The sequence below is a fragment of the Bacteroides sp. RTP31139st1_H2_RTP31139_211217 genome, assembly GCF_040227615.1.
GTDB lineage: Bacteria > Bacteroidota > Bacteroidia > Bacteroidales > Bacteroidaceae > Bacteroides > Bacteroides uniformis.
This window is the reverse complement of the sequence record NZ_JBCNZM010000025.1, coordinates 1-24618: the sequence shown is the minus strand read 5'-3', so window position 1 is coordinate 24618 and position 24618 is coordinate 1. Positions and strand designations below refer to the sequence as shown.

Genomic DNA, 24618 nt, shown 5'->3' with positions numbered 1-24618 from the left:
TTACGTTTTAAAGGTTATTACCTTGTTGACTTCACGCTATTCAAACAAAATGTCAATGAATAACACCGCAAATATAGGAAAACTTTTCAAAACAGCTAAATTTTACGGTTATATTTTGATTAAAGAATGATAAAATGTCAAATCCCCGGCATTCTCTATTCATACCTAAATGGTCTATTCTTTTCCTATTCTGTCAACAATTCGCCATAACGGCATAAATATAGAAAAAATTATAATAAAGAAAATAAGAAATGACGAATAATTTACGAAAAAAGACACAATCCTCACGGACTATGCCTTTCCAATTGCTAACTTTAATTCTTAAATGCTTGTATTAAATCCGCAACATAATAATTACTATGTACGGACAAGCTTCATAATTTCTTCAATCCTTTTACCTCTTCTTTTGTTGCTTCTCGAACACTGATAGCCACCCCTCCACTACTTGCCAGAGGTTGACGCAGCACACTCTTTGACGTTACTATGCCACGACGGATGTCATAGCTCTGCGGATTATCTTTCCAGTCTGCATCCCGACCATCTGCATAAACGGTAACAATATATTTCCTTCCTTCGGGTAAGAAAGAGAAAGGAATAGTTGCCGTACGAGGATGTTCGTCGGTAATAGCACCTACATACCACTCTTGTTTTCCTTTGGCTTGACGAGCCACTGTGATATAATCACCCGGTTCGGCTTCCAGATACCAAGAATTGCTCCAATCCACCGCTACATCCTTAATAAATTGAAACGCATCGGGAAAACGGCGATAATTATCCGGCAGGTCTGCTGCCATCTGTAACGGAGAGGGCATCGTTACATATAGAGCCAATTGTTTTACCAATGTAGTACCCGCCTGACCTTTAGGTTTCGAACCATTATAATACGAAAGTTTTGTCTGGAAAATACCAGGAGTGTAATCCATCGGACCACCCTTCAACCGAGTAAACGGCAAGATACAAGTATGATCCGGATCATTGCCCCCCATAGATTCAAACTCACCACCACGGGCAGATTCTTGCGCTACCCAGTTGGGCCAGGTACGGCACAAGCCGGTGGGACGAACAGCCTCGTGACTATCTACCATAATCTTATAATCAGCAGCACGCTTCACCACATGTATATAATGATTGTTCATCCATTGTGAGGAATGATATTCACTACGGGGAATGATTGAGCCCACATATCCGGTCTTTACAGAATTATAGCCATTATCTACCATAAATTGAAAGGCTACATCCAGCTGCCGCTCATAGTCGGCAGCATTAGCAGCCGTCTCATGATGCATGATAATCTTTACTCCCTTTGATTTGGCATAGGCATGTAGTACCGCAACATCAAAGTCCGGATAAGGTTTGTCAAAAAGGAACTGACGATCCTTACGATAGGATGCCCAATCTTCCCAACCTTCATTCCAGCCCTCAACCAATACCGCATCAATACCATTCTCCGCCGCAAAGTCTATGTACTCTTTCACATGTTCAGTATTGGCCGGATGATGTCCATTAGGAGTTAACTTTGAATAGTCGGTTATGCCGGGTTTAGCCTTATAATAGTCGCTATATGCCCATGTACCTCCTCCACCAGTAAACATCTCCCACCAGACACCGATAAATTTCTGTGGCTTAATCCAAGAAGTATCTTCCAGCTTACAAGGTTCATTCAGATTAAGAATCAACTGAGAAGCAAGGATGCTACGTGCATCGTCACTAACCATAATTGTACGCCACGGGGTATGCAACGGTAATTGCAGATATCCTTTCTTTCCTAATTTATCGGGAGTAAGATGAGCAGAAAAGTTAAACTCTTTATCATCCACATTCAGCAACATGGCAGAATAATCTACCAAGGCAGCTTCATGAATATTGATATAAAGTCCTTCGGTAGTCTTTATCATAAGGGGTGTTTGTACTGTGAATGAAGTCGCTTTAGCTTCATATCCTTTTTTACGTAGATTACGTTCCATAGCTTCGCGCACTTCGGAAATGGCCGCAGTAGTATAGGCAAACTCATTCGTATCATAATCACCGGGAATGCAATAGAGTGTATGATTACCGGTCAGATTGAATTCCGTCAGTTCGTCTTTTACCGTCAGATAATTCATGGTTTTCTGCTCCGGCAACTCATAACGGAATCCGAGTCCATCGTCAAACAATCGAAAACGTACAATCATCATACGGTCGTGCTTTGCCGGTTGTGAGAGAGTGACAGTAAGTTCATTGTAATGGTTACGGACTTTTTCATACTCTCCCCATACAGGCATCCAAGTTTCATCAAAAGTAGAATTTGTTGCATCAAGAATCCGGAAGCCATTTGACAAATCCGCTTCTTCCATAAGTATTCCCAAGGCAGAAGGTTCTACAACCGGCTCTCCTTTGTAATATAAGCTATAGACCGGCCCCCCCTCGGAATCAAGCACAACATTGAGTTTCAGATTCCCATTGGGAGATAACAATTCGTGTGCCATCGCCACACAAGCAATTCCCAGAAATACAACTGTTAATAATACATGTTTCATATACATCCGTTATTGTTGATATATAAAATATTGATAAGGTTCCATCGTCATTACTGTAGGCAACTCCACATCCACACCGGCAATCACATCGGTCATGGTCTTGCCAGCATGCTCCATAGGTACTTTCACTTGTACAGACTCATTGGCAGTATTCACCATGACCAACATGCCATGACTGCCTGCTGCCCGATAAAATGAAGCGACATCTCCGGTAGTATAAACTTCCAGTTCACCACCACGTACACTGCTCGTAGCTTTATAGGCTCTGATGATTTCTGCCATCTCTTGCGCAAAGACTTCATTGGACTTCAAGTCTATAACTCCGTAATTGAAAAAGTTAAGTGACCGCGGATAGGCTACTTCCTGCGAACTATAAATAAGAGGTATCCCCTCGAGCATAGTCGTCAATACAAAAGCAGACATGGCACCACGCTCACCGCCATAACATTCTATCGGTGAAGCCTCACTTGCCTGGTCATGATTAGTAGAATAGCGTAACCGTAACGTACCCTTCGGCATTCCCTCCAATTCGGAAGTATTCATAGCATAAAGGTCAGTAAGTGAGCATTTACCGGCATAATAGTCTTTCAGTTTACTATGGAAGTTCCAGCCGTAGAGCAGATTGAAACCATTGTTCATTAAAGACGTTTTTCCGCCTTCGGCAAGCATCAGCAAATTATTGTCAAGTGTACGGAGCTCGGCGATTGCTTTCTTCCAGAAAGCATCTGGTACCCCCTCGGCATAATCACAACGGTATCCATCAATACCAATTTCTGTTACCCAATACTTCATGGCATCAATCATGGCTTGCTGCATGGTTTCGTTGTCAAAATTCAAGTCAGCAACATCCGCCCAAGGCTGTTCTTGAGGTTGTACCACATTGCCATTTGCATCCTGTGTATACCAATCCGGATGCTCAGTCACCCAAGCATTGTCCCACGAAGTATGGTTGGCAACCCAGTCAAGAATCACTTTCATTCCTTTGGCATGGGCAGCATCTACCAGTTCTTTCAAGTCTTTTTTTGTTCCGTAACGTGTATTCAGCTTTTTATAATCCTTTATACAATAAGGTGAATTCACACTTTTCAGTACTCCCGGCTCATTTACAGGCATCAGCCAAAGCACGGTAGTTCCCAGGCTTTGAATACGGTCAAGCTCTGCTTTGATGGCAGAGAACGCATTTTCTTCGGCAAAAATGCGGGGATTTGCCTCATAAATCACCATATCCGAAGCCATGTATTCTTCCTGTGGGACGGGAATCGGTTCCATGTCACTCTGACTATCACTACACCCCATACAAGAATGTAGCATCGTAAAGAGCAGTGTCGCAATTATTACTTTTTTCATATTTCTACTTTTTATCTATACTTATACTCATTGGCGGAACTGATATCTGCAAAAGGAGCATCCAAACTCTCCAGTGATGGGCATTGGCAGAAAAGATACTAAGACTTAATACTAAAAATCCCGGAAGCCAATACTAAAAAACAAAAGAGCTAAGAGATAACTTCTTCCCAAGGCTTGGTTTTTCTATCCCAAGACTTGGGATAGAAAAACCAAGCCTTGGGACATATATCCGCAAGATTGAAAAGAGATATCCTATCCCCAATCTCATTCCACCAATAGGTCATTTAACATCTTCATTACTATACAAAACTCATTTCAAGAAATTATTCTGATTAGAAACAAAAGCCGCTTCAGATTCCGGTTCAGAGTCTCCGTCCGGATTGTTAGGGTCAATCTCCTCACCAGCTATGTCCGTAATACGGAAATAATAATCTCGATCAAGCGTCACTGCTGCGAGGTCAAATTGTGAGCCTCCATTGTTATTATTCATTATCAGATTGTAAGTCAATCCCTTATTTGCTTCACCTGTATCGTAATAATTATACGTGACACCTTTTATCTCAACACTACCGGTTGGTAATATTCCTGGCCAACTGCCAAAGAGTTCCGGTATATCATTTCCCCACGCATATATGGTTGTTTCTGCCCATCTGGACTGGTCTTCAATAAAAATGGTATAACCATCATGGATGACCACTGCATCCGGATCTATTTCCGTCCAACCGCTTTCTGTGATTTCCAAATATATGTCACGGTCAAGAGTAAAGTTCTGTGGTCCATCAAATTGTGAACCTACTCCATTATCGTTAAATATCAAATTGTAAACCAATCCCTTATTTGCTTCACCTGTATCGAAGTATTTATAGGTAATTCCTTTTATCTCAACGCTACCAGTAGGTGAAATACCGGGCCAACCTCCAAAAAGTTCCGGCAAATCATTTCCCCACGCATAAAGTGTCAGTGCATCCCAACCTGTATTGTCCATCACGAACACAGCATAACCGTCATGAATCACTTCACTTGGGTCTTCCGGCTCCTCAAAATAAGCATTCCAGCGGGTTACCGTTATATCAGTGCGAGTACCTACCTTAGCCGAAATTTGATGTAAAGCATCCCCATTCTGCAAAGTACGCTCTATACCTTGTGTCTTAGAAACGAAATAAAAGCCATCGGCAAGTGTCTTTCCATTAACAAAATCTTCCGGATAGAGGTATATGCCCCATTTAACATCATTGTTTGCAGCTTTCTCCATCTGCCACTTAAGGTCTCCGGAAGCAGCATCCTGACCTCCATTGAAATCGCCTGCAATATAAATTATTTCATCGGCACCAGTTCCTTGGGGCATAATCACCTCCAGCAAGATAGCATCGCTACGAAGTTCAAATTGCGGCAACTCATGGTCAAACACAATTTCCTCCTTGTCACAACTACTGATGAAAGCTACAAAAAGCAACAAAAGCCATAGCGGATTACATATATATTTTTTCATTGTTACTATTATTATAGGATGATTAATAATTAGGATTCTGTACCAGTCCCGGATTTACCATAAGGGCAGACTGGGGCAAGGGATACCACTCGTATTTGCGGTCACGTTTAGCCGGATAGCTTAAACCGTCGTCCGTGGCACGGCCAAAGAACCACCATTGCCCTTGCGTAAACTTATCGAAACGACGCAAGTCTGTACGACGACGACGCCCCTCTCCCAAGAATTCAAGTCCCCATTCACTCAACATCCAATCCATATCAAAGGATGTAAAACCAGGACCGGGCTGTTCGAGAGCCGATTTATCTGTAAAATAGCGTGTTTTAACTCTATATACCAGCTCTTTAGCACCTTCTGTATCACCTGCACGCATTTTACATTCAGCAAGAGTATAGACCACTTCACTCAAACGGAATTCCACCTCATCGATGTTTTGGAAATCAATGCCTGCACTCTCCGGATAAACCGGATATCTTACCAAACGGACACCTGAATTCGTTTCACCCCAGCGAGGTGACATGACAGTCTCCAGATTACGTCCTAAATTAAGGAATGTACCCACCTGATCCACATAAACCAAATCCTGACCGTCACGGTCGGCATCTGCTTTCAAAGCCGCACCCTTACCATAGTTGGCTTTAATAGCCCCTTTCAAAAAAATGCCTTGATAGTTTCCTGTTGTTTCATTATACACATAGTTCTGCTTACGGATATCTTTATCGTGGAAACGTTCATAAACTGCTCCTAACTTATCACCGTAGTCAGTAAGAAAGCTCTTAGGATTGTCAGTACCACCATACGGCTGTACATTTCCAGAATTATCCCATGAAGGTGCCAAGCATACACAATTCCATCCGCTCTGGCTGTATGTACCTCCAAAGTAATCCCAACAATTGTAAGGCATGAAAGGCATGTTACGCATCCAACCGGTATTGACCTGACCGACTTCCATCGCCAATGCCATTACAACTTCCGGACATTCTACATTGTTTATCGAATAAATATCGCGATAGTCATCGGTAATGCTGTAAGTACCATAATCGCCATTCAGAATTTTTTGGCAAAGAGTGGCACACTCATTATAACTGTTTTGTTTGATAAACACCTCAGAATTCAGCAACAAGCGCATCTTAATCATACGATTGGCAGCTTGGTTCATGCGGTTGCGAGTCTTTCCAGAACCATCTTCTTTCATAAGATCTGTAACTGACTCATCTAATTCCTGACTGATAAAATCGTAGATAATCTTGCACCCCTTATCAAAATCAGTATCTGCAGAACCAGGGATTTCCGCACCCGAAGAAATGTTCAAGGGAAGTGCTCCACCCCAAATCTCAAAGATATTGTAGTATGCCCAAGCACGCAGGGTACGTACTTCGGCAATATAACTATTCAAAGCATCCTCAGTCATGCGTATAGATGCGGGGCTGATTGCCTGCAAATCTGTAATAAGCGTATTGCAAAGCCCAATAGTGGTCCACGCATTCTCCCAAGTTTGGCGAATAATGGTTGATTCTGACGTCCAGGTATGTGAAGACAAAGCAAACTTCAATGCCTCATCCCATCCCCAAAGTCCACCGTTCCAACTGCGCCATGCCACCTGGTCGGCAGAAAACTCCTGCAAATACCAGAAGTATTCCAAATAACTATATGCAGCTTTCGAATAGATGGCTGCCACTGCCCCCTGAACACTCGTCTCATCTTGATAATAAATTCCGGCATCCACACGATCGAACACTTCCTCGTCCAAATTAGTACAAGAGAAAAGTGAACATGACATAATCATCGCCAATAACCAACGACATTTTATATATTTCATATCTTTCATATTTTTAATAATTTGTTTCTCATTTATTTGAAGCGAAGAGTCACACCTAAACTCAATTGAGTTGCTGTAGGATAAGCACTATTACTATCTACTCCCGGCTGGATACCATTCACGTCTATAATTGAAGGGTCATTACCAGAATATCCGGTCAAGGTAAACAGATTCTTGGCAGACAGATATATGCGCATATTATCCAGTAACTTACGGTTCTTAGGAGTAAAATTATATCCCAAGGTTACATTTTCCAGTTTTATGAAGCTACCATCCTCCAGGAAATAGGAAGATATTACTCCACCACCGGTACGGATATTCTTATCTTCCAGATACGCAGAGCGAAGAACATTATCTGTACCACATCCCTGAAGCCCCATACCATATTTACGCATGTTGAATACATCAAAACCGAATGTACCGCGGAAGAATACACTCAAATCAAAGTTTCTCCAAGTCAGGTTGTTACTCCAAGACAAGAAGTGCTTGGGAGCACCATTGCCAATATAACGTTTATACTTGGCATCAGCCTGAGAAATCGGTATTTGCTCATCTTTATCATTCAAAATAAGCATATTGCCATTTTCGTCAACACCTGCATATTCATAACCGTAGAACTGCCCTATCTCTCCCCCTTCCTGCACACGGAAGAAATATTCGCTGGAACCAGTACCCGGTTTTAAGTAAAGGTCGAGATAAGATGCCTTGTAAATATCGTTAGAAAGTTTGGTCAACTTAGTCTTTCCATAAGAATAATTGATTCCGCTCGTCCACTTCACTGCTGTTTTAGTAAGGATGTCACCATCCAAAGATACTTCTATACCGGTATTTTTCGTTGTTCCAACGTTAACCAAAATAGTGGAATAGACAAAAGGCGGTTGAGGTGCCGTGTACGTATAAAGCAAGTCTTTAGAACTACGGTCAAAATACTCCACTGAACCACGTAAACGATTCCATAGAACAAAGTCAACACCCAGATTAATCGCAACGCTCTTTTCCCAAGCCAAATCCGGATTAGCATTACTGGAGGGAGCATAGCCCGTTACCCAACGCCCGTCAAAGAGATAACTACCATTGGTATTGTAAGTAGAAAGTGATTTATAAGCATCAAAATCCGAACGACCGGTAATTCCGAAAGAAACACGCGGTTTCAAACTGGTCAACACTTTCCGGGTATTCTTCATAAAGCCCATCTCCATCATTTCCCAAGCCAAAGAAGCTGCTGGGAAGTACCCCCACTTTTGGTTAGCACCAAATTTGGAAGAGCCTTCATAGCGCAACGAAGCCGATGCAAAAAGCATATCCTTCCAATTATAGTTCAACCGACCAAAGAAGCCAATAAGTGTCGATTCAGAGCGACCGCTATATAAACTTGCCAAACCATCCTTCAGATAAGAGCCACTGCCCAAATCCCAATATTTCGTATTATCAAAAGAGAAGTCGTTGTTACTACCACCAATCTGTTCCCAGATAGACTTCTCATAAGTATAGCCCACTACAGCCTTAATATTGTGGTCGCCCAAGTTCAGTGCATAATTTCCCAACCACTCCAATCGATTGGTGTACCATTTCTGATACTTCATTTCCGCACGTCCTTTATAACCATTCCAATAGGACTCCGAACCGGCAGACGAAGCATAATATTGTTGCTTCATGTCATTGTAATGCAATGAGTAACTTAATGTTGTATTCAACAAATGCTTTTCTGTCTGCAAAATATTCAGTTTAGCCTCAGCCGTACCCAACAAATACATACGCTGGCCGTTGTTATCTCTCAAAGCAAGCTCCGCAACCGGATTGGTTGCACCCGTAGGAGAAGTAGGCTGATAATACGAACCGTCTGCATTATATACCGGCATTGTAGGATTCATTGTGAGTGCCCTATCGAAGAAACCATCATTTCCCCAGGTTTCATTTACACGACGTGCACTCAACGAACCGTTGAATTGTAAGCGATTCTCCAGTACACGCTGTTCCATAGAAAAACGACCTCCAAATTCTTCACGACCACTCACGATGTCAAGTCCATTGGCACTTTTGTAATTGAAGGAAGCACCATAGAAACCATTCTTTGTGCTACCATCAATAGATATATATTGGTTTGTGTCGTATGCTACATCACGAGTAATCAGTCCATACCAGTCAGTGTCGGCTCCATAGTCTGTACCTCGTCTCGAACGACGGAATTCATCAGCCGACAGAATATCCGGAGAGGGCTTGGCTACATTAAAAGCGATGTAACTGTCATATGTGACTACCGTTTTTCCAGCTTCACCCGAGCCACGTTTCGTTGTAACTAAAATCACACCATTAGCACCTCGCGTTCCGTAAATAGCAGCTGAACCCGTATCTTTCAATACCGTAATAGATTCAATATCCTGTGCAGCGATGTTACGGATATCGCCACCTGCCACACCATCTATGACAATCAAAGGACTATTACTTGCAGAAACAGATGTTGCACCACGTACTTGTAATGAAGAACTGGAGTTAGGATTGGCAGCTGCCTGCGTATTGACATTCAAGCCCGCGACTTTTCCCGATACCATTTCCATCGGGTTATTCATAGCCCCCAAATTAAAATTTTTCTTATCCACTTGTACAATGGAACTGGAAACTTCTTTTTTACTCAATGAACCGTTGCCCACTATTCACTAAATATATTCAGTGAAATTCCGTTTTATAGGTTATCTTTGTATATCAGTTATTTGTAGATGTTTTCATTTGGTTTGCATACTCACGAAATTTCACGGTTTTAGAAAATATTGGTACTATTTGATACCATATTTCGGGATATATTTTGTACCTTTGCATCACAGTAACCAAGATATATCGCGTATGGATTTCATCTTCATCAAATCATCCAAGGCCGGAAAGGAGGACTACGGTTCCATCTATGCCCGTGTGCGCACCGGAAAGGCGAACATGAAAGTCGTGACGGGCTTCACCATCAAGCAGCTTGAATGGGAAAAGTACCGCAGCCTGCAATACACCTCGTCAGCCCTGATGTCGAGCATCGGGATAAAGTACGGGCAGTTCGCCCAAGTCCTCGCGAGGATAAAGGCGGCATTCGAGGCGGAAGGCTTCAACCCCAAGGAGGCCAAGAACATCATCGAGAGCGTGAAACACGACGTGCTCAACGGAATGATACAGATTGTGGAGGTCAAGCCCAAAGGCAGGATGCTGTTCGAGGATTTCCTCACCTCTTATATAGAAGACATGGAAACCGGACGGCGCACCAAGAAAGGCCGTACCGTGAAAGTATCACCTGCCTATATAAAAGGTCTGCGCATTATCCAAAAACAGATTCTTAACTACCAAAAGGAAACCCACCGCAAACTCGGACTGGATGACATGACGATGGAGACACGCAACAGCCTTGTCGGTTACTGGAAGGAACGGGGCTTGATGCCCAACGCCATCAACTCGTATATGACCGATGTCCGCACGGTGGCAAAGGCGGCTTACGAGGACAAGCTGACCAAATGCGATGATTTCCGTCATTCCGACTTCGTGCCGAAAAAGGAGGAAGTGGACAACATCTATCTCACGCCGGAACAGATACAGGAAATGCTTGACCTTGACCTTTCCACCAAGGAAGCTGTGAAAAAGAGACTGGAATCACTTGACATCAGCGAGGACGAGAAATTGGCACAACTTTCCAAATGCCGCATCACCCATATCAGGACACTGGAGCACGTGAGGGACATTTTCGTCGTGGGCTGCCTGACCGGGCAGCGTGTTTCCGACTATTCAAGGATATGCGAGGACATGATAACGGAAATCGGCGGCACTGAGTTCATACTCATCACCCAACAGAAGACGGAAAAGAAAGTCTATATCCCCGTTGACAGGCGCGTGAGAGCCATACTTGCCAAGTATGACGGCAAGTTGCCCCCGGTTCATCCCAATGAAATGAACAAGCTGGTGAAGACCATCGGCCTGTTGCTCGGCTGGACACATGACTGCGGTTTTGACGAGAAGCGTCTCAACCCCAAACGGGGAAGGAGGTTCTGCGACATGCTCCTTTCCCATACAGCCCGAAGGAGTTTCGCCACCAACGCGTATAAGGCTGGCGTCCCTCTGCCTTCCATCCAAGCCATCACCGGACACAGCAGCGAGGCGCAACTGCGCCGCTACCTGAAACTGGATGCGGAGGAAAAGGCCGTCATAGCATTAAAGGACTTCAAGGGTATCATCAAAATATAAGAAGGTGCTTATGGAAAAATCAAGATTTGACATCATTAGCGACCTGTTCAAGCTGTCCAACGTAATCAGTGGGAGCCTGAAACTTGCGGAATCGCTTGCCGACAAGTCTTCCGGCAGTGACGAAACGGATTGCAAGGATATTTGCCGGAACATCAGATACAGCCTGAAGCCCCTGCCTTTTCTTTTGGCCGGCATCAGGGAATATGTCACCGAACACGAGGATAAGGATCTGGCACGGAAATTCGTCGGGCTGCACGATGACACGAAAAGGCTTCATGGCATCTGCTCCAAATATGCGGACTTGGACAAGGCGGCTTTCCGTACAGGGGTGGCTTACCTGAGCATGGAAGTCATAAGGCAATACTTCTTTCCCGAAAAAGAACAGGAGCAAGTATCGCCGGAAGGTTCTGATATTTCTCCCAAGCCAATGACACGTACCGAAGCCACCGACTGCATCGACACCATCCGTTCCGCCATACGGAAGTGTGCAAAGGATTCAGACGGGAACAGAGGGAAAGAAATGTATGCCATGCTTGCCAAAGTGGATAAGGCGAAAATCCAAGCCGTCAAGGAGTATATTGTCAATGCCAACGACAAGGATTTGGCACAACTTTTCACGGAATATTTTGCAGAAGCCATCCACCTTTCCATGCTGTCCCAAAATGATGATGTGAAAGCACAGTCTGCCGGAATAAAGATGTTCCATATCGCCATGACGATGGGATATGTCAAGAGGAACGTACTGCATGAAAGCGCATCCAAGTTGGCAACATCCAAAACAATACCCTCTTGTACAGAAGAAGCATCATCCGGTTTTACCGCTACAGATACAATGCAAGGCGGTGCGTTCAGCACGACCGCGCAGGTTCCCGTTTTAAGGCTGTACCGTTTCCTTACCACCTTCACCGTACAGAGCGGCCCCGACAAGGGTAAGTCGCTATTGGACGGCAATGCCGTTTCCGACCGGGACTTTCTCCGTGCCGTCATGCGTGCCGACTATTCCACGATATACGGTAGTTGCGTGAAAGGCAAGATGCGCTGTGTCGCCATCCTGCTGTCCAAAGCCTACTTCAAGGACTGGAAAGGTTACAGGGCATCCGCAGCCCGTTCCATGGGGCTGACACCCGAAAGCCTCGCCAAGTATAACGTGGAGAAAACCTTTATAACGAAGCTCAAAGAGCTGCTTCCCATGATAAAATAGTGACATAACCCACAGGTGGCTACAATTCACCACAACCCACAGACTTCCACAAGCCGTTAAGCACCAGTTGTTTGACGGCTTTTTTCATTCGGTGTCATTTCACAGAATACCACAAATTCACAGGTTTCATTATTGCCCTACCTTTGCCGCCATGAACTTAAAATCAGTGGATTATGACAGATAAGACAGAAATGGTACTGGTATCGCGCGACGAGCTTCAACAGCTTATCGGCGCAAGCGTGAGGTGCGCGTTTGAGGAATACCGGCAGGAACAGACACCACAGGACACATCGGAGTATTACACCATCCGGCAACTGGCGGAGAAATGGGGCGTGAGCATAGCGACCATCTGGCGGCACGAGAAGCTGGGACACATCAAAGGACAGCGGATAGGACGGCGTGTCCTGTTTCCCAAGGAACAGATAGACCGCATCAAGAGCCTGAAAGCCACCAACAGGAAGGCCGACAAGAACGCCAAGGGATAATTTACAAGACGCACAACAAAAAAAATCAAGACTTATGAAGAATTTGAAGCAGCTTGTTTTGCCGTGCTACAAATTGGAGATGGCAATGTCCGTGGAGGCATGGTACTTCCTGCACGGGAGCACGGACGGGATATGCAACCTTACCTATCTTCTTTCCCTTTTGTCGAAGATGACAGTATCGGAAGTGCAGAACACCAAACGTGGATTGGGCTATGCCGTCCATCCCGGACAGGCGGACGGCTCCATGCTGGTACTGGCCAAGGAATGGGGCATCGGGCGCAAGGCGGTGTCCCGCCTGTTGGAGGATTTCTCGGAACGCGGGCTAATCCGTGTTGATTCCAATCCCGTGACTTCCATCATAGACATGGTGTGCGTGAAGTCGTGGATGATAGCAGGGCGGCTCATCGAGAATCCGACATACCGCCAGACAATCAAGGCATACGAAGGGGTACGTGTATTCCTTTTCAACGGGCAACAATTAGAGACCTTGCGCCGCAGTTCGGCAAGGAAGAAGAAAGAAAAACCGATAGAAGAAACGGCAGAGGGAATAGATGGCTTGCCGTCCATGAATCCGACCCATTCCAATCCTATTATAGAAGAAACAGGTACAGCGGAAACCGAAACGGCAGCAACAACCGAAAGCGGAATGGAAAGCACTGCGGAAAATGCAGCCGTGGATGCCGACGACACACCTGTCTTAGAGGATGGCAACACACTGTCCGGTTCACGGGAATGGAAACAGCCACAGGAATGAAGCGGCAGGAATGGCAAGCGACAATGTTTTAGAAGGGATATTTTTTAGGGCTGGCAAGTTAATGTTTTCGTCCACGAAAACCACGCCACAAACGGCGATCCGGCCACACAGGAAACGGCAAGCCGCAAATTCAGCCCTAAAAAACAGAACGGTTTAACGAATAAAAGAAAACGGATATGACATATCAGGAGAACAGGAACAAGGGAGGCCGCCCAAAAACGGTGAAAGGCAAGGCGCGGACAAAGACCATATCCACACGGCTCACGCTTGCCGAATGGAAAGCGGTCATGAAACGGATAACAGATACAGGAAAGAAACCGTCACACTTCCTGCGTGATTTGTTATTATACGGCAAGGTTGTGTCTGCACGGACACAGGAAGACAGGCAGCAGATAAGGATGCTGGAGGGAGGATGCAACAACCTGAACCAACTGACGAAGATGGCGCACCAACAGGGCTTTTCTCTTTTGAAAGGCAAAATCATGGACTTGCTGGACGAGTTCAATAAAATCATCGAGAGGATATGATGGGCGATTTGAAAAAACGGGCGAGTTTCGCCAGAGTGGTGAACTACGTGAACAACCCGAAGAAGGCAAGGCTTATCGACAGTAAGGACGTGAGACAGGATGACAACACCACCATCGCAAGGAGTATGCAGGGACAGGCGGATGACAAGCCGGGACGCAAGCTGAAAAATCCGGTGTACCATATTTCGCTGGACTTCGCACACGAGGATGCACCCAAGCTGACGGATGCCCTGATGGTCGAAATTGCCCGTGAATATATGCGGCGCATGGGCATAACGAACACCCAGTACATCGTGTGCCGTCATACCGACAGGGAACACCAGCATCTGCATATCGTGGCCAACAGGGTGGACAATGACGGGAACACCATCAGTGACAGCAACGATAATGTGCGTAATGTAAAAGTATGCAAAGCTCTCACGAGGGAATACGGACTGCACTTCTCCAAGGGCAAGATGAACGTGAAGCGTGACCGTCTGCGTGGCAAGGACAAGGTGAAATACCAAATCTATGATGCTATCAAGGCGGCATTACCCCATTGCAACTGCTGGTCGGATTTGTGTGACAGGCTGGCAAAACAGGGTATCGGGGTGAATTTCAAATACAATAGAAACGAAGGTAAAATCATCGGAGTATCGTTCACGAAGAATGAAATCTCGTTCAGTGGCTCACAGATAGACCGGAGTATGAGTTTTTATAAGTTGAACAGGCTCTTCGGGAACCAAATCGCAGAGGGCATGGAATGGAAGCCCCGTGTGCAAGAACAGCCACAACCGACCCGGCAGGATGTGGGATTCCACAACAATACGGCTGATACTTTTATAAGAGAGCCGTCACCGGCCAAAGCGGAAGTGGACGGCAACGGAAGCATCCCTGCTGAACCCAGTTCAAACATCGTTCAAGTGACCATCGGCACACTCATGGAGTTGTGCGTGCAACCGCACCAAGCCAAGGTGTCATCCGGCGGCGGAGGTGGAAGAAACGAAAGCGGCTGGGGCGAGAATGACAACGAAAAGGACAAACATAAACCAAGGAGGAGAAGAAGATGAAGGACAACAAACAGAGCATAGCCGACCTTATAGGGGCATTGGCAGAAGACATCGAGGATGTCAAGAAAAAGCTGGACGCAAAAGACAGTTCGGACAAGGACGAGGCATTGAAAAGGCTGACGGTGAGACTGGAACCTGTTATACGGTTCTTCAATGGCAATGCCCCGGAAAATGTCAATGACATTTTCGGAAGCAAAGAGACCATCGAGGAATACAAGCAATCAATAGGTGATGAAGCGGTAGCAAGTCTGCGGTTATACACCGAAGCCAACGAGAAGGATATGCGTAAGCACGGAGTTCCCACTATCAAGGAACTGCTCAACAAAATATTGGAAATGCTGACTGCCCATGTGGAAAAAGACAAGCAGACTTCGGAACAGGTGCGGCAAAAGCAAAGTGTCATATCGGAACTATGGCAGATAATCCGCTCGGACAAGGCAATAAATGCAATAAGGCTGTTATGGAGCAAAGTTCCCGATGGCTGGCACAAGAACCCATATGTATGGACTGGCATGGGCTGTACGCTCGTATTCTTTGTCCTGTTTGCCGTCAGTTGGGTACAATGGCATGAGTACCGGGAAGAAAACAGGCGGTTGAGAACGGTTGCAGACAAACACCATGTGACCACGGTCATGCTCAACGAACTGTACCCGGAACTGGCAGTAACTGTCGGGGCTTACGAGAAACTGGTGGATGTTGTCGGTGTGGACTCCACGCTGGCCATATTCAACCGGCAAGTCAAGACAGTGAGAGAGGAAGAAAAACAATCCAAACAACAAAAATAAAGTGAATGGCATCCATAAAAGTGAAATTTCGTCCTTCCACCGCGAGCGGCAGGGAGGGCAGCATATATTATCAGGTAATCCACGGGCGCATAGTCCGCCAAGTCAAGACGGACTACCGCATATTTGATACGGAATGGGACAAGAGAACTTCCTCTGTTAAAATCCTGCCCGAAATCGGCGAAAATAGAAAACGGTATCTCCGTGAAGTGGCGGAACATATCGACTGGGACACCGGACGGTTGAAAGCCATAGTCGCCCAATGCGACAGGCAGGGAGGAATTTATTCCGCTGACAGCATCGTCGAGAAGTTCAACGGGCAAACGGGCGAACAATCGCTGTTCCGTTTCATGCAAGGCATCATAGGACAGTTGAAGCAGCTTGGCAAAGTCCGCACATCAGAAACCTATACGGCGGCATTGGCCAGTTTTATGAAGTTCCGTGAGGGGCAGGACATACTCTTGTGCGAGATAGACGGCAACACCATGATGCTTTACGAGGCCTGGCTCAAAGGCAAGGGCATCTGCCCCAACACGGTTTCCTTTTATATGCGCATACTCCGTGCCGTTTACAACCGTGCCGTGGAAAAGGAACTGACGGAACAGAAGCATCCTTTCAAGCACGTTTACACTGGCATCGGGAAGACGGTAAAACGCGCCATTCCATTGAAGTCCATCAAGCACATTAAGGAACTTGATTTGACTCTGAAACCGCATCTGGACTATGCAAGGGATATGTTCCTCTTCTCCTTTTATACCCGTGGCATGTCATTCATTGATATGGCCTATCTGAAAAAATCGGATTTGAAGAACGGAATAATCACGTACCGTAGAAGAAAGACCGGGCAGCAGCTCACAGTCAAATGGGAGAAGTGCATGGAAGACATCATCGCCAAGTACGGCGAGAATACGGCCACCCGCTACCTCCTGCCGATAATCACCAACCCATGCTCCGATGAGCGGACACAATACCGTAACGCCATCTGCCGCATCAATGTGGCGTTGAAGGAAGTCGCTGGTCTGGCAGGATTGAACATACCGCTGACCATGCACGTTGCCCGGCATTGTTGGGCGAGCGTTGCCAAGAGCAAGAACATCCCTCTTTCTGTCATCAGTGAGGGCATGGGACATGATTCGGAAGAGACCACGCGCATCTATCTCGCATCGCTTGACACAAGCGTGGTGGACAAGGCGAACAGCCTTATCCTGAAAGATTTTTGACCGGATATTTATGGTGAAATGTGTTGAGCGAAAAGACGAATCTCTTGATAAGAGATATAGTTTATTTCGCAAAGGTACGCATAATATTTCAAAAACCGTGTTCAATCCTCATTTATAATGATATATGAAAGGTATTTTGCGAGGATCTGTTTTGTAAATCCGTCAAATCGGGTTCTTATAGCACTGATTATTAGTGCTTATTTCTTCGGGATGGCTCTCTTATCAAGAGATACTCATAAACCCGATATAAAATGCCTGTTGAAGTTGATATATTGGAAGATAGTATCTTTCGGCTTTCGCCCGAACTGTTGAATATCCTGCTCAAAGACCATACGACGAGCAAGGAGGATATTCAGCGCAATATCTTTTGGGCTACTTCCGATTATGAATATCTGGGCGAAGGGTATCAATATGATTCGCCAATTCTTCCCTGTCTTATTACTGGAGATAACGGGCATGTCATCATGCCGCGTATTCTCAAAAGTCGTGACACCCAAACCGCACGTTCGCAAGAAATGGCAGAGGTGTTCACTCCGTCATGGATATGCAATGCGCAGAACAACCTGATCGATGAAGCATGGTTTGGAAGAAAGGATGTGTTCAATACGGAGTACACCGACGAACAGGGTTGTCATCGGTGGAGACCCAACTCAGAGAAAATTCAATTTCCGGAAGGTAAGACTTGGAAAGATTATGTACGTGACAACCGATTGGAGATAACCTGCGGGGAAGCCCCGTATATTATAAGCAGATATGACACCACAACGGGGGAGGCTATTCCCTTAGAACAGCGTATCGGGCTGCTTGACCGCAAGTTGCGGATTGTAGGCGAAAATACGGAAACTTCCGGCAAATGGTTGGAATGGGTACAGGAAGCGTATAAGAGCATTTACGCTTACGAATGGCAAGGCGATAACTTGCTGATTGCCCGTGAATCCATGCTTATTTCCTTTATCGAATACTATCAACAAAAGTTCGGCAAGCGACCCTTGTTGAAATCCATCAATTATATCGCCTACATCATTTCATGGAACGTCTGGCAGATGGACGGGCTTAAAGGTGTCATCCCAAACAGTTGCGGTGAACGCCGGACTATTGTAGCCGACTTGTTCGGGACAAGGGAAGAAGTCAGTCAATGCGAAGGCTGTCAGAAAGATGACATCCGCAGGCATAATGGTATCTATTGCCAAATCAAGGACTGGCGGGCCAAAGACCCTGAAGCGGGAAAGATGGTAAAACGAATCCGATTTATCGACCTCATAAAATAGTGCAGTATGAAATTCACATCTTCACTAAAATTAAAACTGATATATGTGTTCCGCATCAATGATGCTGCACACAGGGGATGCCTGAAAGTGGGCGAGGCCACTTGTGACAATGACAATGTCTTCGGTCTTGCTCCGAACAGCAAGGCTCTCAACGAGTCCGCGAAGAAACGTATCAACCAATATACGCAAACGGCAGGCATTGCATACGACCTCTTATATACGGAACTTACGATATACAACAGCAAAAAGGGCTTGTGCTCTTTCAACGACAAGGAAGTACATAGCGTTTTGGAACGTTCCGGCATTAGGAAAAAGATATTCGATACCGAGAACAAAGCCAACGAGTGGTTCATCACCGACCTTGAAACCGTCAAGCGGGCAATAACAGCCGTAAAGGAAGGTCGGGAATCGTTGTCTTCTGCCGAAGTCTCACACGACCAAACACCGATTGTGTTCCGTCCCGAACAACGGGAAGCCATCGAAAAGACCAAGAAGCAATTCAGGAAAAGTAACCAGATGCTTTGGAACGCCAAGATGCGTTTCGGCAAGACATTGTCGGCCTTGCAGGTGGTGAAAGACATGGATTTCAGCCGCACTTTGATTCTTACTCATCGCCCTGTGGTGGATAGCGGCTGGTTCGAGGATTTCGGCAAGATATTCTATGACTGTCCCTGTTTTGCATACGGCTCAAAGAACAATGGTGACAGCCATGCTTCACTTGAAGCGAGAGCAAAACAGGGCAAATGCCAATATGTGTATTTCGCTTCCATGCAGGATTTGCGCGGTTCTGAACTTGTGGGCGGCAACTTCGACAAGAACAATGAAGTGTTTGCCACAGCTTGGGATTGCATCATCGTGGACGAGGCGCACGAAGGGACACAGACGGAACTCGGCAAGGCTGTCATGCAGGAACTGACAAAAGCAAATACAAAGATACTGCGACTTTCCGGCACTCCGTTCAACCTGTTGGACGACTTCAAGGAGGACGAGATTTACACTTGGGACTATGTGATGGAGCAACGGGCAAAGGCTTCATGGGATTTGACCCATTTCGGTGATCCGAATCCATACGCCTCTCTACCTACGATGAACATCTATACCTACGACCTTGGACGCTTACTCCATGAGTTCGTGGATGAAGATGTGGCTTTCAACTTCCGAGAGTTTTTTCGGGTCAATGATAACGGAACTTTCATCCATGAAAAAGATGTGAAGGCATTTTTGAATCTTATCTCCAAGGAGGACAAGGACAGTTGCTATCCGTTTGCCAACGAGGAATACCGCAACATCTTCCGTCATACGCTATGGATGTTGCCGGGTGTGAAGGAGGCTCGTGCCATGAGTGCTTTACTACAATCACATCCTGTATTCCAGCATTTCAAGGTGGTGAATGTGGCAGGAGACGGTGACGAGGACGAAGAGAGCAAGGATGCTCTTGCTGCGGTGGAAGAAGCCATCGGCAAAGACCCTGATGCCACCCGTACCATTACCTTGTCTTGCGGACGATTGACCACGGGTGTCAGTGTCAAGGCGTGGACGGGCGTATTCATGTTGTCCGGCTCTTATAATACCGCCACATCAAGTTATATGCAGACCATCTTCCGTGTGCAGACACCTGCCACCATCAACGGAAGGGTCAAAGAGCAGTGTTATGTGTTTGACTTCGCTCCTGACAGAACACTGAAAGTCATTGCCGAGACAGCAAAGATTTCTGCCAAGGCAGGAAAGACCAGCGGCAACGACCGTAAGATTATGGGCGAGTTCCTGAACTTCTGTCCGATTATCTCCATCGAAGGCTCCAAGATGAGCCAGTTCGATGTACCCAAGATGTTGGAACAGCTTAAACGTGTTTATGTGGAAAGGGTTGTCCGCAACGGTTTCGAGGACAGGAGCCTGTATAATGACGAGTTGATGAAGCTCAACGACTTGGAATTGCAGGAGTTTGACGACCTGAAAAAGATTATCGGCCAAACCAAGGCAATGCCAAAGACCAATCAGGTGGACATCAACAACCAAGGACTGACCGATGAGCAATACGAGGAACTTGAAGACCTTGAAAAGAAATCCAAGAAGAGAGGCAGGGACAAGCAACCATTGACAGAGGAAGAAAAGCAGCGTCTCGCGGAACTAAAGAAGAAAAAGGAGAACCGCGAGGCTGCCATCTCCATTCTTCGGGGTATCTCCATCCGTATGCCGTTGCTTATCTACGGTGCAGAGTTACAAGATGAATCACAAGAGATAACCATTGACAACTTCGCTTCCCTCATTGACTCTCAGTCATGGGAGGAGTTCATGCCCAAAGGCGTAACCAAACAGAAGTTCAACAGCATAAAGAAATATTACGATCCGGAGATATTCTGTGCGGCAGGCAAGCGCATCCGTGCCATGGCTCGTGCCGCGGACAAACTTAGTGTGGAGGAACGCATCGAGCGTATAACGGATATATTCAGCACGTTCCGCAATCCCGACAAGGAAACGGTGCTTACGCCTTGGCGTGTGGTGAACATGCACCTTGGCGATTGTTTGGGAGGATATAACTTCTTTGAAAAGGACTATGAAACCACCTTGTCCGACCCTCGTTTCATTGACCGTGGCGAAGTGACAGCCAATGTGTTTGCCCCAGATTCACGAATCCTTGAAATAAATTCAAAGTCTGGATTATATCCTCTTTATATGGCATATAGCATTTATCGCACAAGGGTCAAGAACTCATTATTTTCGGTGTCAAGTATCGAAGATGAACAACGAATATGGGACAAGGTAGTGGCTGAAAACATCTTTGTCATCTGCAAAACTCCGATGGCAAAGAGCATTACCAAACGCACCCTTATAGGTTTCCGAAAAGCAAAGGTAAACACCCGATACTTCGAGGACTTAATCAATCAAATCAAAAACAAACCGGAACATTTTATCAAGCAGGTAGATAAATTTATTACGGACAGAACAGGAATAAAGAATATGAAAATCAATGCGATAGTGGGGAATCCACCGTATCAGATAATAACAGAACGGACAAGCGACACTCCAGTTTACAACTATTTTATGGATGTCTCATTTAGAATATCAGACAAGGCTACTCTTATTACTCCCGCACGTTATCTGTTTGATGCAGGCAAGACACCCCATGATTGGAATCTTAAAATGCTTAACGATGAGCATTTTAAGATAATATGGTATAAAGCAAAAAGTACAGATGTTTTCCCAAATGTTGATATAAAAGGAGGTGTTGCTGTATGCTATCGTGACGCTAATTACTCTTTTGGAAAGATTGGCTCATTTACAGCATATTCAGAACTTAATGGTATTTACCGAAAGGTGGTCGCTAATAATGAGACCTTTACTCCTTTAAGCAACATTATATATCCGCAAAACAAATTTGATTTAAGCATTCTTTATAAAGAACATCCAGAATTAAAATCGAGAATTGGCAGCAATGGTAATGAACGTCGTTTAACTACTTCCATTTTTGGGCTTAGTGAAATATTCCATGTGCAAAAAATGCAGGCTGAGGATATTGAAATGCTTGGTTTGATAAAGAATGTCAGAGAGATTAGATGGATAAATTCGTCATTCATCGAAGACCATCCTTGTTTAGGTAAATGGAAAGTTATAGTTCCTAAAAGTAATGGTACTGGAGCTATAGGAGAGGTGCTGTCAACTCCGTTAATCGGTGAACCGTTAATCGGTGAACCGTTAATCGGTTATACGCAATCCTTTATAGGGATTGGTACATTTAATGAACAAACAGAAGCTATGGCTGCTCTGAAATATGTCAAATCTAAATTTGCCAGAACATTGCTTGGAATATTGAAAGTTACACAAGATAATAGTAAAGAAACGTGGCGTTTTGTTCCGTTGCAAGACTTTACCTCAAAATCCGACATTGATTGGGAAAAGAGTGTTGCCGAAATTGACCGACAACTCTATGCGAAATACGAACTTTCAGAAGAAGAAATTACTTTCATAGAATCAATGATAAAACCGATGTAAAAATAAACGAGGGCAAGCGTCATACTATTGCCCTCGTTAAAACTCATTTGCTTCATAAATAATATAGAGTACATTCCTTGATACAATTTATAGGAAAATCCACAATATTATATTATTCGTTATCCCCTATAATTTTATCTATATAGGTTATAAAATTAGGACTTTTAGCAATACGGCCATCGCCTCCCAATTCCTTGTATTTATGATATACCTTCCATTTTATTGAATCAATAAATTCTTCTGATACTGTATTTAAGTCTATGTTTACAATATCAACAGGTTTAATATCTGTTTTACCTAATAATTTTATAACAACACCATATAGCACATAAAATAGTACATCATTTTTTTCAGATGAGGTCCAATCTGGCGTCTTGCGTAAATTGCCTTGCACCTTCTTTCCGAGTTTGCCAACATTATAATAGACTAATAAATTACCATTCTCAGCATATAATTGATTATATGTTCTATCATCCGTAAGCAATGTTGATGGTCGTGCTCGAGCAAAATCTGGTTTTCTTAATAATAGGGTTATTAGACACTGAGCCAAGAAAGATACACTAATAATATCTGTAGCTTTTTTCTTGAGATTTTTATAATAATTCTTTCTCCTATCATAATATAAACCTCTCGTTTTACAGAACATCTCTATTTGGAGATGTATTGCATCTGTAACTCTGAGTGAAGATTTTGGGATATTGGTTTGATTATTAGTTGCAAATATAATATCATCACGAACCTCTTCTGTATCTGGAACTATAAATCTTACAAGCACATTCCTATTTTCACTATCTAACTTATCTTTGTTTTCTGAAAAATAATTATATATCTCCGTGGACGTTTGAAGTCCATTAACGATTTCAGGATTATCAATAGATAACTGTTTGCTTGTAATTGGCGTGATTTTATCAGACAATATGGTAATACCATTATTTAACCACCAAAAATCCTCTGCGTTTTTATTCTTTAAGGTGTTTGCTATGCATGAATTTACCGAATTATTCCCTTGGTAATCACGAACATTAGATTCAAAAATACCTTTTAATAGATTACCAGAGGAGTCTGTAATGAATTTATAGTAGTTTGCTATATTTATTAGTGTCACATATTCATTCTGTTTACCAAGTGTAATAGCTTGGTCGGCTAAAGTTATAGTTATGTTAACATCAGGTTCACTATTATATAATAACATTAGTTCGTCTGCTGTTACAAACTGTACAGAAATTGTAGCACTAGGGTATTTCTTTCGGACAATATCTTTAAGTTCGTCTGCCTGAGCCAATACATTTGGATGTACTTCAATTCCCAAGGTTACGTAATAATACTTAAAAGAAACTTTAAGTTGCTTAGTGATTAATTTTGTCATTGCGTCGCGAAACAAAACGAAAACATCTCTGATTCCCTCGCTATATCTTTCTTTATATTGGTTTATGTCATTAGACATTTCTAACAAATTATCTGATATTGTTTTCCATTTCATAATAGCATCTTCACCAAAACCCAATGTATTCTTAGACTGGATTATAATAAACTGCAAAGATGAACCCTTGGGACAGTCAAGAGATTCTATTTGGTCAGAAGTAATAATTTCATTATTTAAGAGAACGTAGGCAGTATCACAACCGCCATCATTTCCTCCGCCTGTAAGGCCACTTTCTATTTCTTCATTACTAAATGCGTAATCTTTTAATATTTGACCCGCTGAAAATAATTCAAAAAAAGTATCAAGTGAGGCAAATTGATTGTTGTCTTCATATTCTTGAGATATTATTTCTTTGAGTAGAAGTTGATTATTTGTAAGATTTTTATTTGACATACTTGCTTTTATTTATATGGTGTTAATATTCTATTTAGCATTTATTAGTGAAATATATAATACCTCTTTTACAGTAAGCATTCGAACAAATGCACCTTTTACACTTTGAGGTTTGGTTGTAGCTTTGCGGCAGTGAATACAATCAAACC

15 protein-coding genes and 1 pseudogene are annotated in these 24618 nt (G+C 44.2%); 10 read left to right on the top strand and 6 right to left on the bottom strand.

The window, feature by feature from the left end; genetic code table 11:
- Window positions 1-374: 374 nt before the first annotated feature.
- The 5 genes and pseudogenes from ABUA47_RS06170 to ABUA47_RS06150 all read right to left on the bottom strand — a co-directional run.
- Entirely contained in the window at window positions 375-2522 is a 2148-nt protein-coding gene (locus tag ABUA47_RS06170) for a glycoside hydrolase family 97 protein (protein ID WP_051642928.1), read from the bottom strand.
- 3 nt (window positions 2523-2525) lie between these two features.
- Window positions 2526-3863, bottom strand: coding sequence for an alpha-amylase family glycosyl hydrolase (locus tag ABUA47_RS06165; RefSeq protein WP_008665154.1), 1338 nt, complete (start codon window positions 3861-3863; stop codon window positions 2526-2528).
- Between the two features lie 310 nt (window positions 3864-4173).
- On the bottom strand, window positions 4174-5352 hold the full coding sequence (locus ABUA47_RS06160; RefSeq protein WP_008665153.1) for a hypothetical protein: 1179 nt from the start codon (window positions 5350-5352) through the stop codon (window positions 4174-4176).
- Window positions 5353-5374: 22 nt separating this feature from the next.
- Window positions 5375-7168: a RagB/SusD family nutrient uptake outer membrane protein gene (locus ABUA47_RS06155; protein ID WP_005833034.1), complete on the bottom strand. Its 1794-nt coding sequence runs from the start codon at window positions 7166-7168 to the stop codon at window positions 5375-5377.
- 32 nt (window positions 7169-7200) lie between these two features.
- Window positions 7201-9819: pseudogene (locus tag ABUA47_RS06150) on the bottom strand (SusC/RagA family TonB-linked outer membrane protein); the annotation flags it as partial.
- 187 nt (window positions 9820-10006) lie between these two features.
- Between ABUA47_RS06150 and ABUA47_RS06145 the strand changes: the two are divergent.
- The 10 genes from ABUA47_RS06145 (at window position 10007) to ABUA47_RS06100 (ending at window position 22653) form a co-directional block, all read left to right on the top strand.
- A complete protein-coding gene (locus tag ABUA47_RS06145) occupies window positions 10007-11377 on the top strand; it encodes a site-specific integrase (RefSeq protein ID WP_005777367.1) in 1371 nt (456 codons plus the stop codon).
- A gap of 10 nt (window positions 11378-11387) precedes the next feature.
- On the top strand, window positions 11388-12578 hold the full coding sequence (locus tag ABUA47_RS06140) for a hypothetical protein (RefSeq protein WP_032541432.1): 1191 nt from the start codon (window positions 11388-11390) through the stop codon (window positions 12576-12578).
- A 173-nt stretch (window positions 12579-12751) separates the two neighbouring features.
- A complete protein-coding gene (locus ABUA47_RS06135) occupies window positions 12752-13063 on the top strand; it encodes a helix-turn-helix domain-containing protein (RefSeq protein ID WP_005777371.1) in 312 nt (103 codons plus the stop codon).
- 34 nt (window positions 13064-13097) lie between these two features.
- Window positions 13098-13817 carry a hypothetical protein gene (locus ABUA47_RS06130; protein ID WP_005777373.1) on the top strand — a complete coding sequence of 240 codons (720 nt, stop codon included), beginning with the start codon at window positions 13098-13100 and terminating at the stop codon, window positions 13815-13817.
- 176 nt (window positions 13818-13993) lie between these two features.
- Entirely contained in the window at window positions 13994-14344 is a 351-nt protein-coding gene (locus ABUA47_RS06125) for a plasmid mobilization protein (RefSeq protein ID WP_005777375.1), read from the top strand.
- Window positions 14341-15393 carry a relaxase/mobilization nuclease domain-containing protein gene (locus tag ABUA47_RS06120; RefSeq protein ID WP_032541434.1) on the top strand — a complete coding sequence of 351 codons (1053 nt, stop codon included), beginning with the start codon at window positions 14341-14343 and terminating at the stop codon, window positions 15391-15393. Before ABUA47_RS06125 ends, ABUA47_RS06120 begins: the two co-directional genes overlap by 4 nt.
- Window positions 15390-16178: a hypothetical protein gene (locus ABUA47_RS06115; protein ID WP_005777379.1), complete on the top strand. Its 789-nt coding sequence runs from the start codon at window positions 15390-15392 to the stop codon at window positions 16176-16178. Before ABUA47_RS06120 ends, ABUA47_RS06115 begins: the two co-directional genes overlap by 4 nt.
- Window positions 16179-16183: 5 nt before the next feature.
- Window positions 16184-17395, top strand: coding sequence for a site-specific integrase (locus ABUA47_RS06110; RefSeq protein WP_035449082.1), 1212 nt, complete (start codon window positions 16184-16186; stop codon window positions 17393-17395).
- Between the two features lie 251 nt (window positions 17396-17646).
- On the top strand, window positions 17647-18663 hold the full coding sequence (locus ABUA47_RS06105; RefSeq protein ID WP_349831461.1) for a restriction endonuclease subunit M: 1017 nt from the start codon (window positions 17647-17649) through the stop codon (window positions 18661-18663).
- 6 nt (window positions 18664-18669) lie between these two features.
- Complete coding sequence (locus ABUA47_RS06100) at window positions 18670-22653, top strand: Eco57I restriction-modification methylase domain-containing protein (RefSeq protein WP_005777385.1); 3984 nt, start codon at window positions 18670-18672, stop codon at window positions 22651-22653.
- Between the two features lie 112 nt (window positions 22654-22765).
- Here ABUA47_RS06100 and ABUA47_RS06095 read toward each other — a convergent pair whose 3' ends face one another.
- The gene (locus tag ABUA47_RS06095) at window positions 22766-24469 is read right to left on the bottom strand and encodes an AIPR family protein (RefSeq protein ID WP_035449084.1); all 1704 of its coding nucleotides are present in this window, start codon (window positions 24467-24469) and stop codon (window positions 22766-22768) included.
- Window positions 24470-24618: the final 149 nt, after the last annotated feature.

What these genes read in the sequence shown, in the direction of transcription:
- ABUA47_RS06170 (WP_051642928.1), bottom strand. Translation starts at nt 2,522, where the DNA reads ATGTATATGAAACATGTATTATTAACAGTTGTATTTCTGGGAATTGCT.
- ABUA47_RS06165 (WP_008665154.1), bottom strand. Translation starts at nt 3,863, where the DNA reads ATGAAAAAAGTAATAATTGCGACACTGCTCTTTACGATGCTACATTCT.
- ABUA47_RS06160 (WP_008665153.1), bottom strand. Translation starts at nt 5,352, where the DNA reads ATGAAAAAATATATATGTAATCCGCTATGGCTTTTGTTGCTTTTTGTA.
- ABUA47_RS06155 (WP_005833034.1), bottom strand. Translation starts at nt 7,168, where the DNA reads ATGAAATATATAAAATGTCGTTGGTTATTGGCGATGATTATGTCATGT.
- ABUA47_RS06145 (WP_005777367.1), top strand. Translation starts at nt 10,007, where the DNA reads ATGGATTTCATCTTCATCAAATCATCCAAGGCCGGAAAGGAGGACTAC.
- ABUA47_RS06140 (WP_032541432.1), top strand. Translation starts at nt 11,388, where the DNA reads ATGGAAAAATCAAGATTTGACATCATTAGCGACCTGTTCAAGCTGTCC.
- ABUA47_RS06135 (WP_005777371.1), top strand. Translation starts at nt 12,752, where the DNA reads ATGACAGATAAGACAGAAATGGTACTGGTATCGCGCGACGAGCTTCAA.
- ABUA47_RS06130 (WP_005777373.1), top strand. Translation starts at nt 13,098, where the DNA reads ATGAAGAATTTGAAGCAGCTTGTTTTGCCGTGCTACAAATTGGAGATG.
- ABUA47_RS06125 (WP_005777375.1), top strand. Translation starts at nt 13,994, where the DNA reads ATGACATATCAGGAGAACAGGAACAAGGGAGGCCGCCCAAAAACGGTG.
- ABUA47_RS06120 (WP_032541434.1), top strand. Translation starts at nt 14,341, where the DNA reads ATGATGGGCGATTTGAAAAAACGGGCGAGTTTCGCCAGAGTGGTGAAC.
- ABUA47_RS06115 (WP_005777379.1), top strand. Translation starts at nt 15,390, where the DNA reads ATGAAGGACAACAAACAGAGCATAGCCGACCTTATAGGGGCATTGGCA.
- ABUA47_RS06110 (WP_035449082.1), top strand. Translation starts at nt 16,184, where the DNA reads ATGGCATCCATAAAAGTGAAATTTCGTCCTTCCACCGCGAGCGGCAGG.
- ABUA47_RS06105 (WP_349831461.1), top strand. Translation starts at nt 17,647, where the DNA reads ATGCCTGTTGAAGTTGATATATTGGAAGATAGTATCTTTCGGCTTTCG.
- ABUA47_RS06100 (WP_005777385.1), top strand. Translation starts at nt 18,670, where the DNA reads ATGAAATTCACATCTTCACTAAAATTAAAACTGATATATGTGTTCCGC.
- ABUA47_RS06095 (WP_035449084.1), bottom strand. Translation starts at nt 24,469, where the DNA reads ATGTCAAATAAAAATCTTACAAATAATCAACTTCTACTCAAAGAAATA.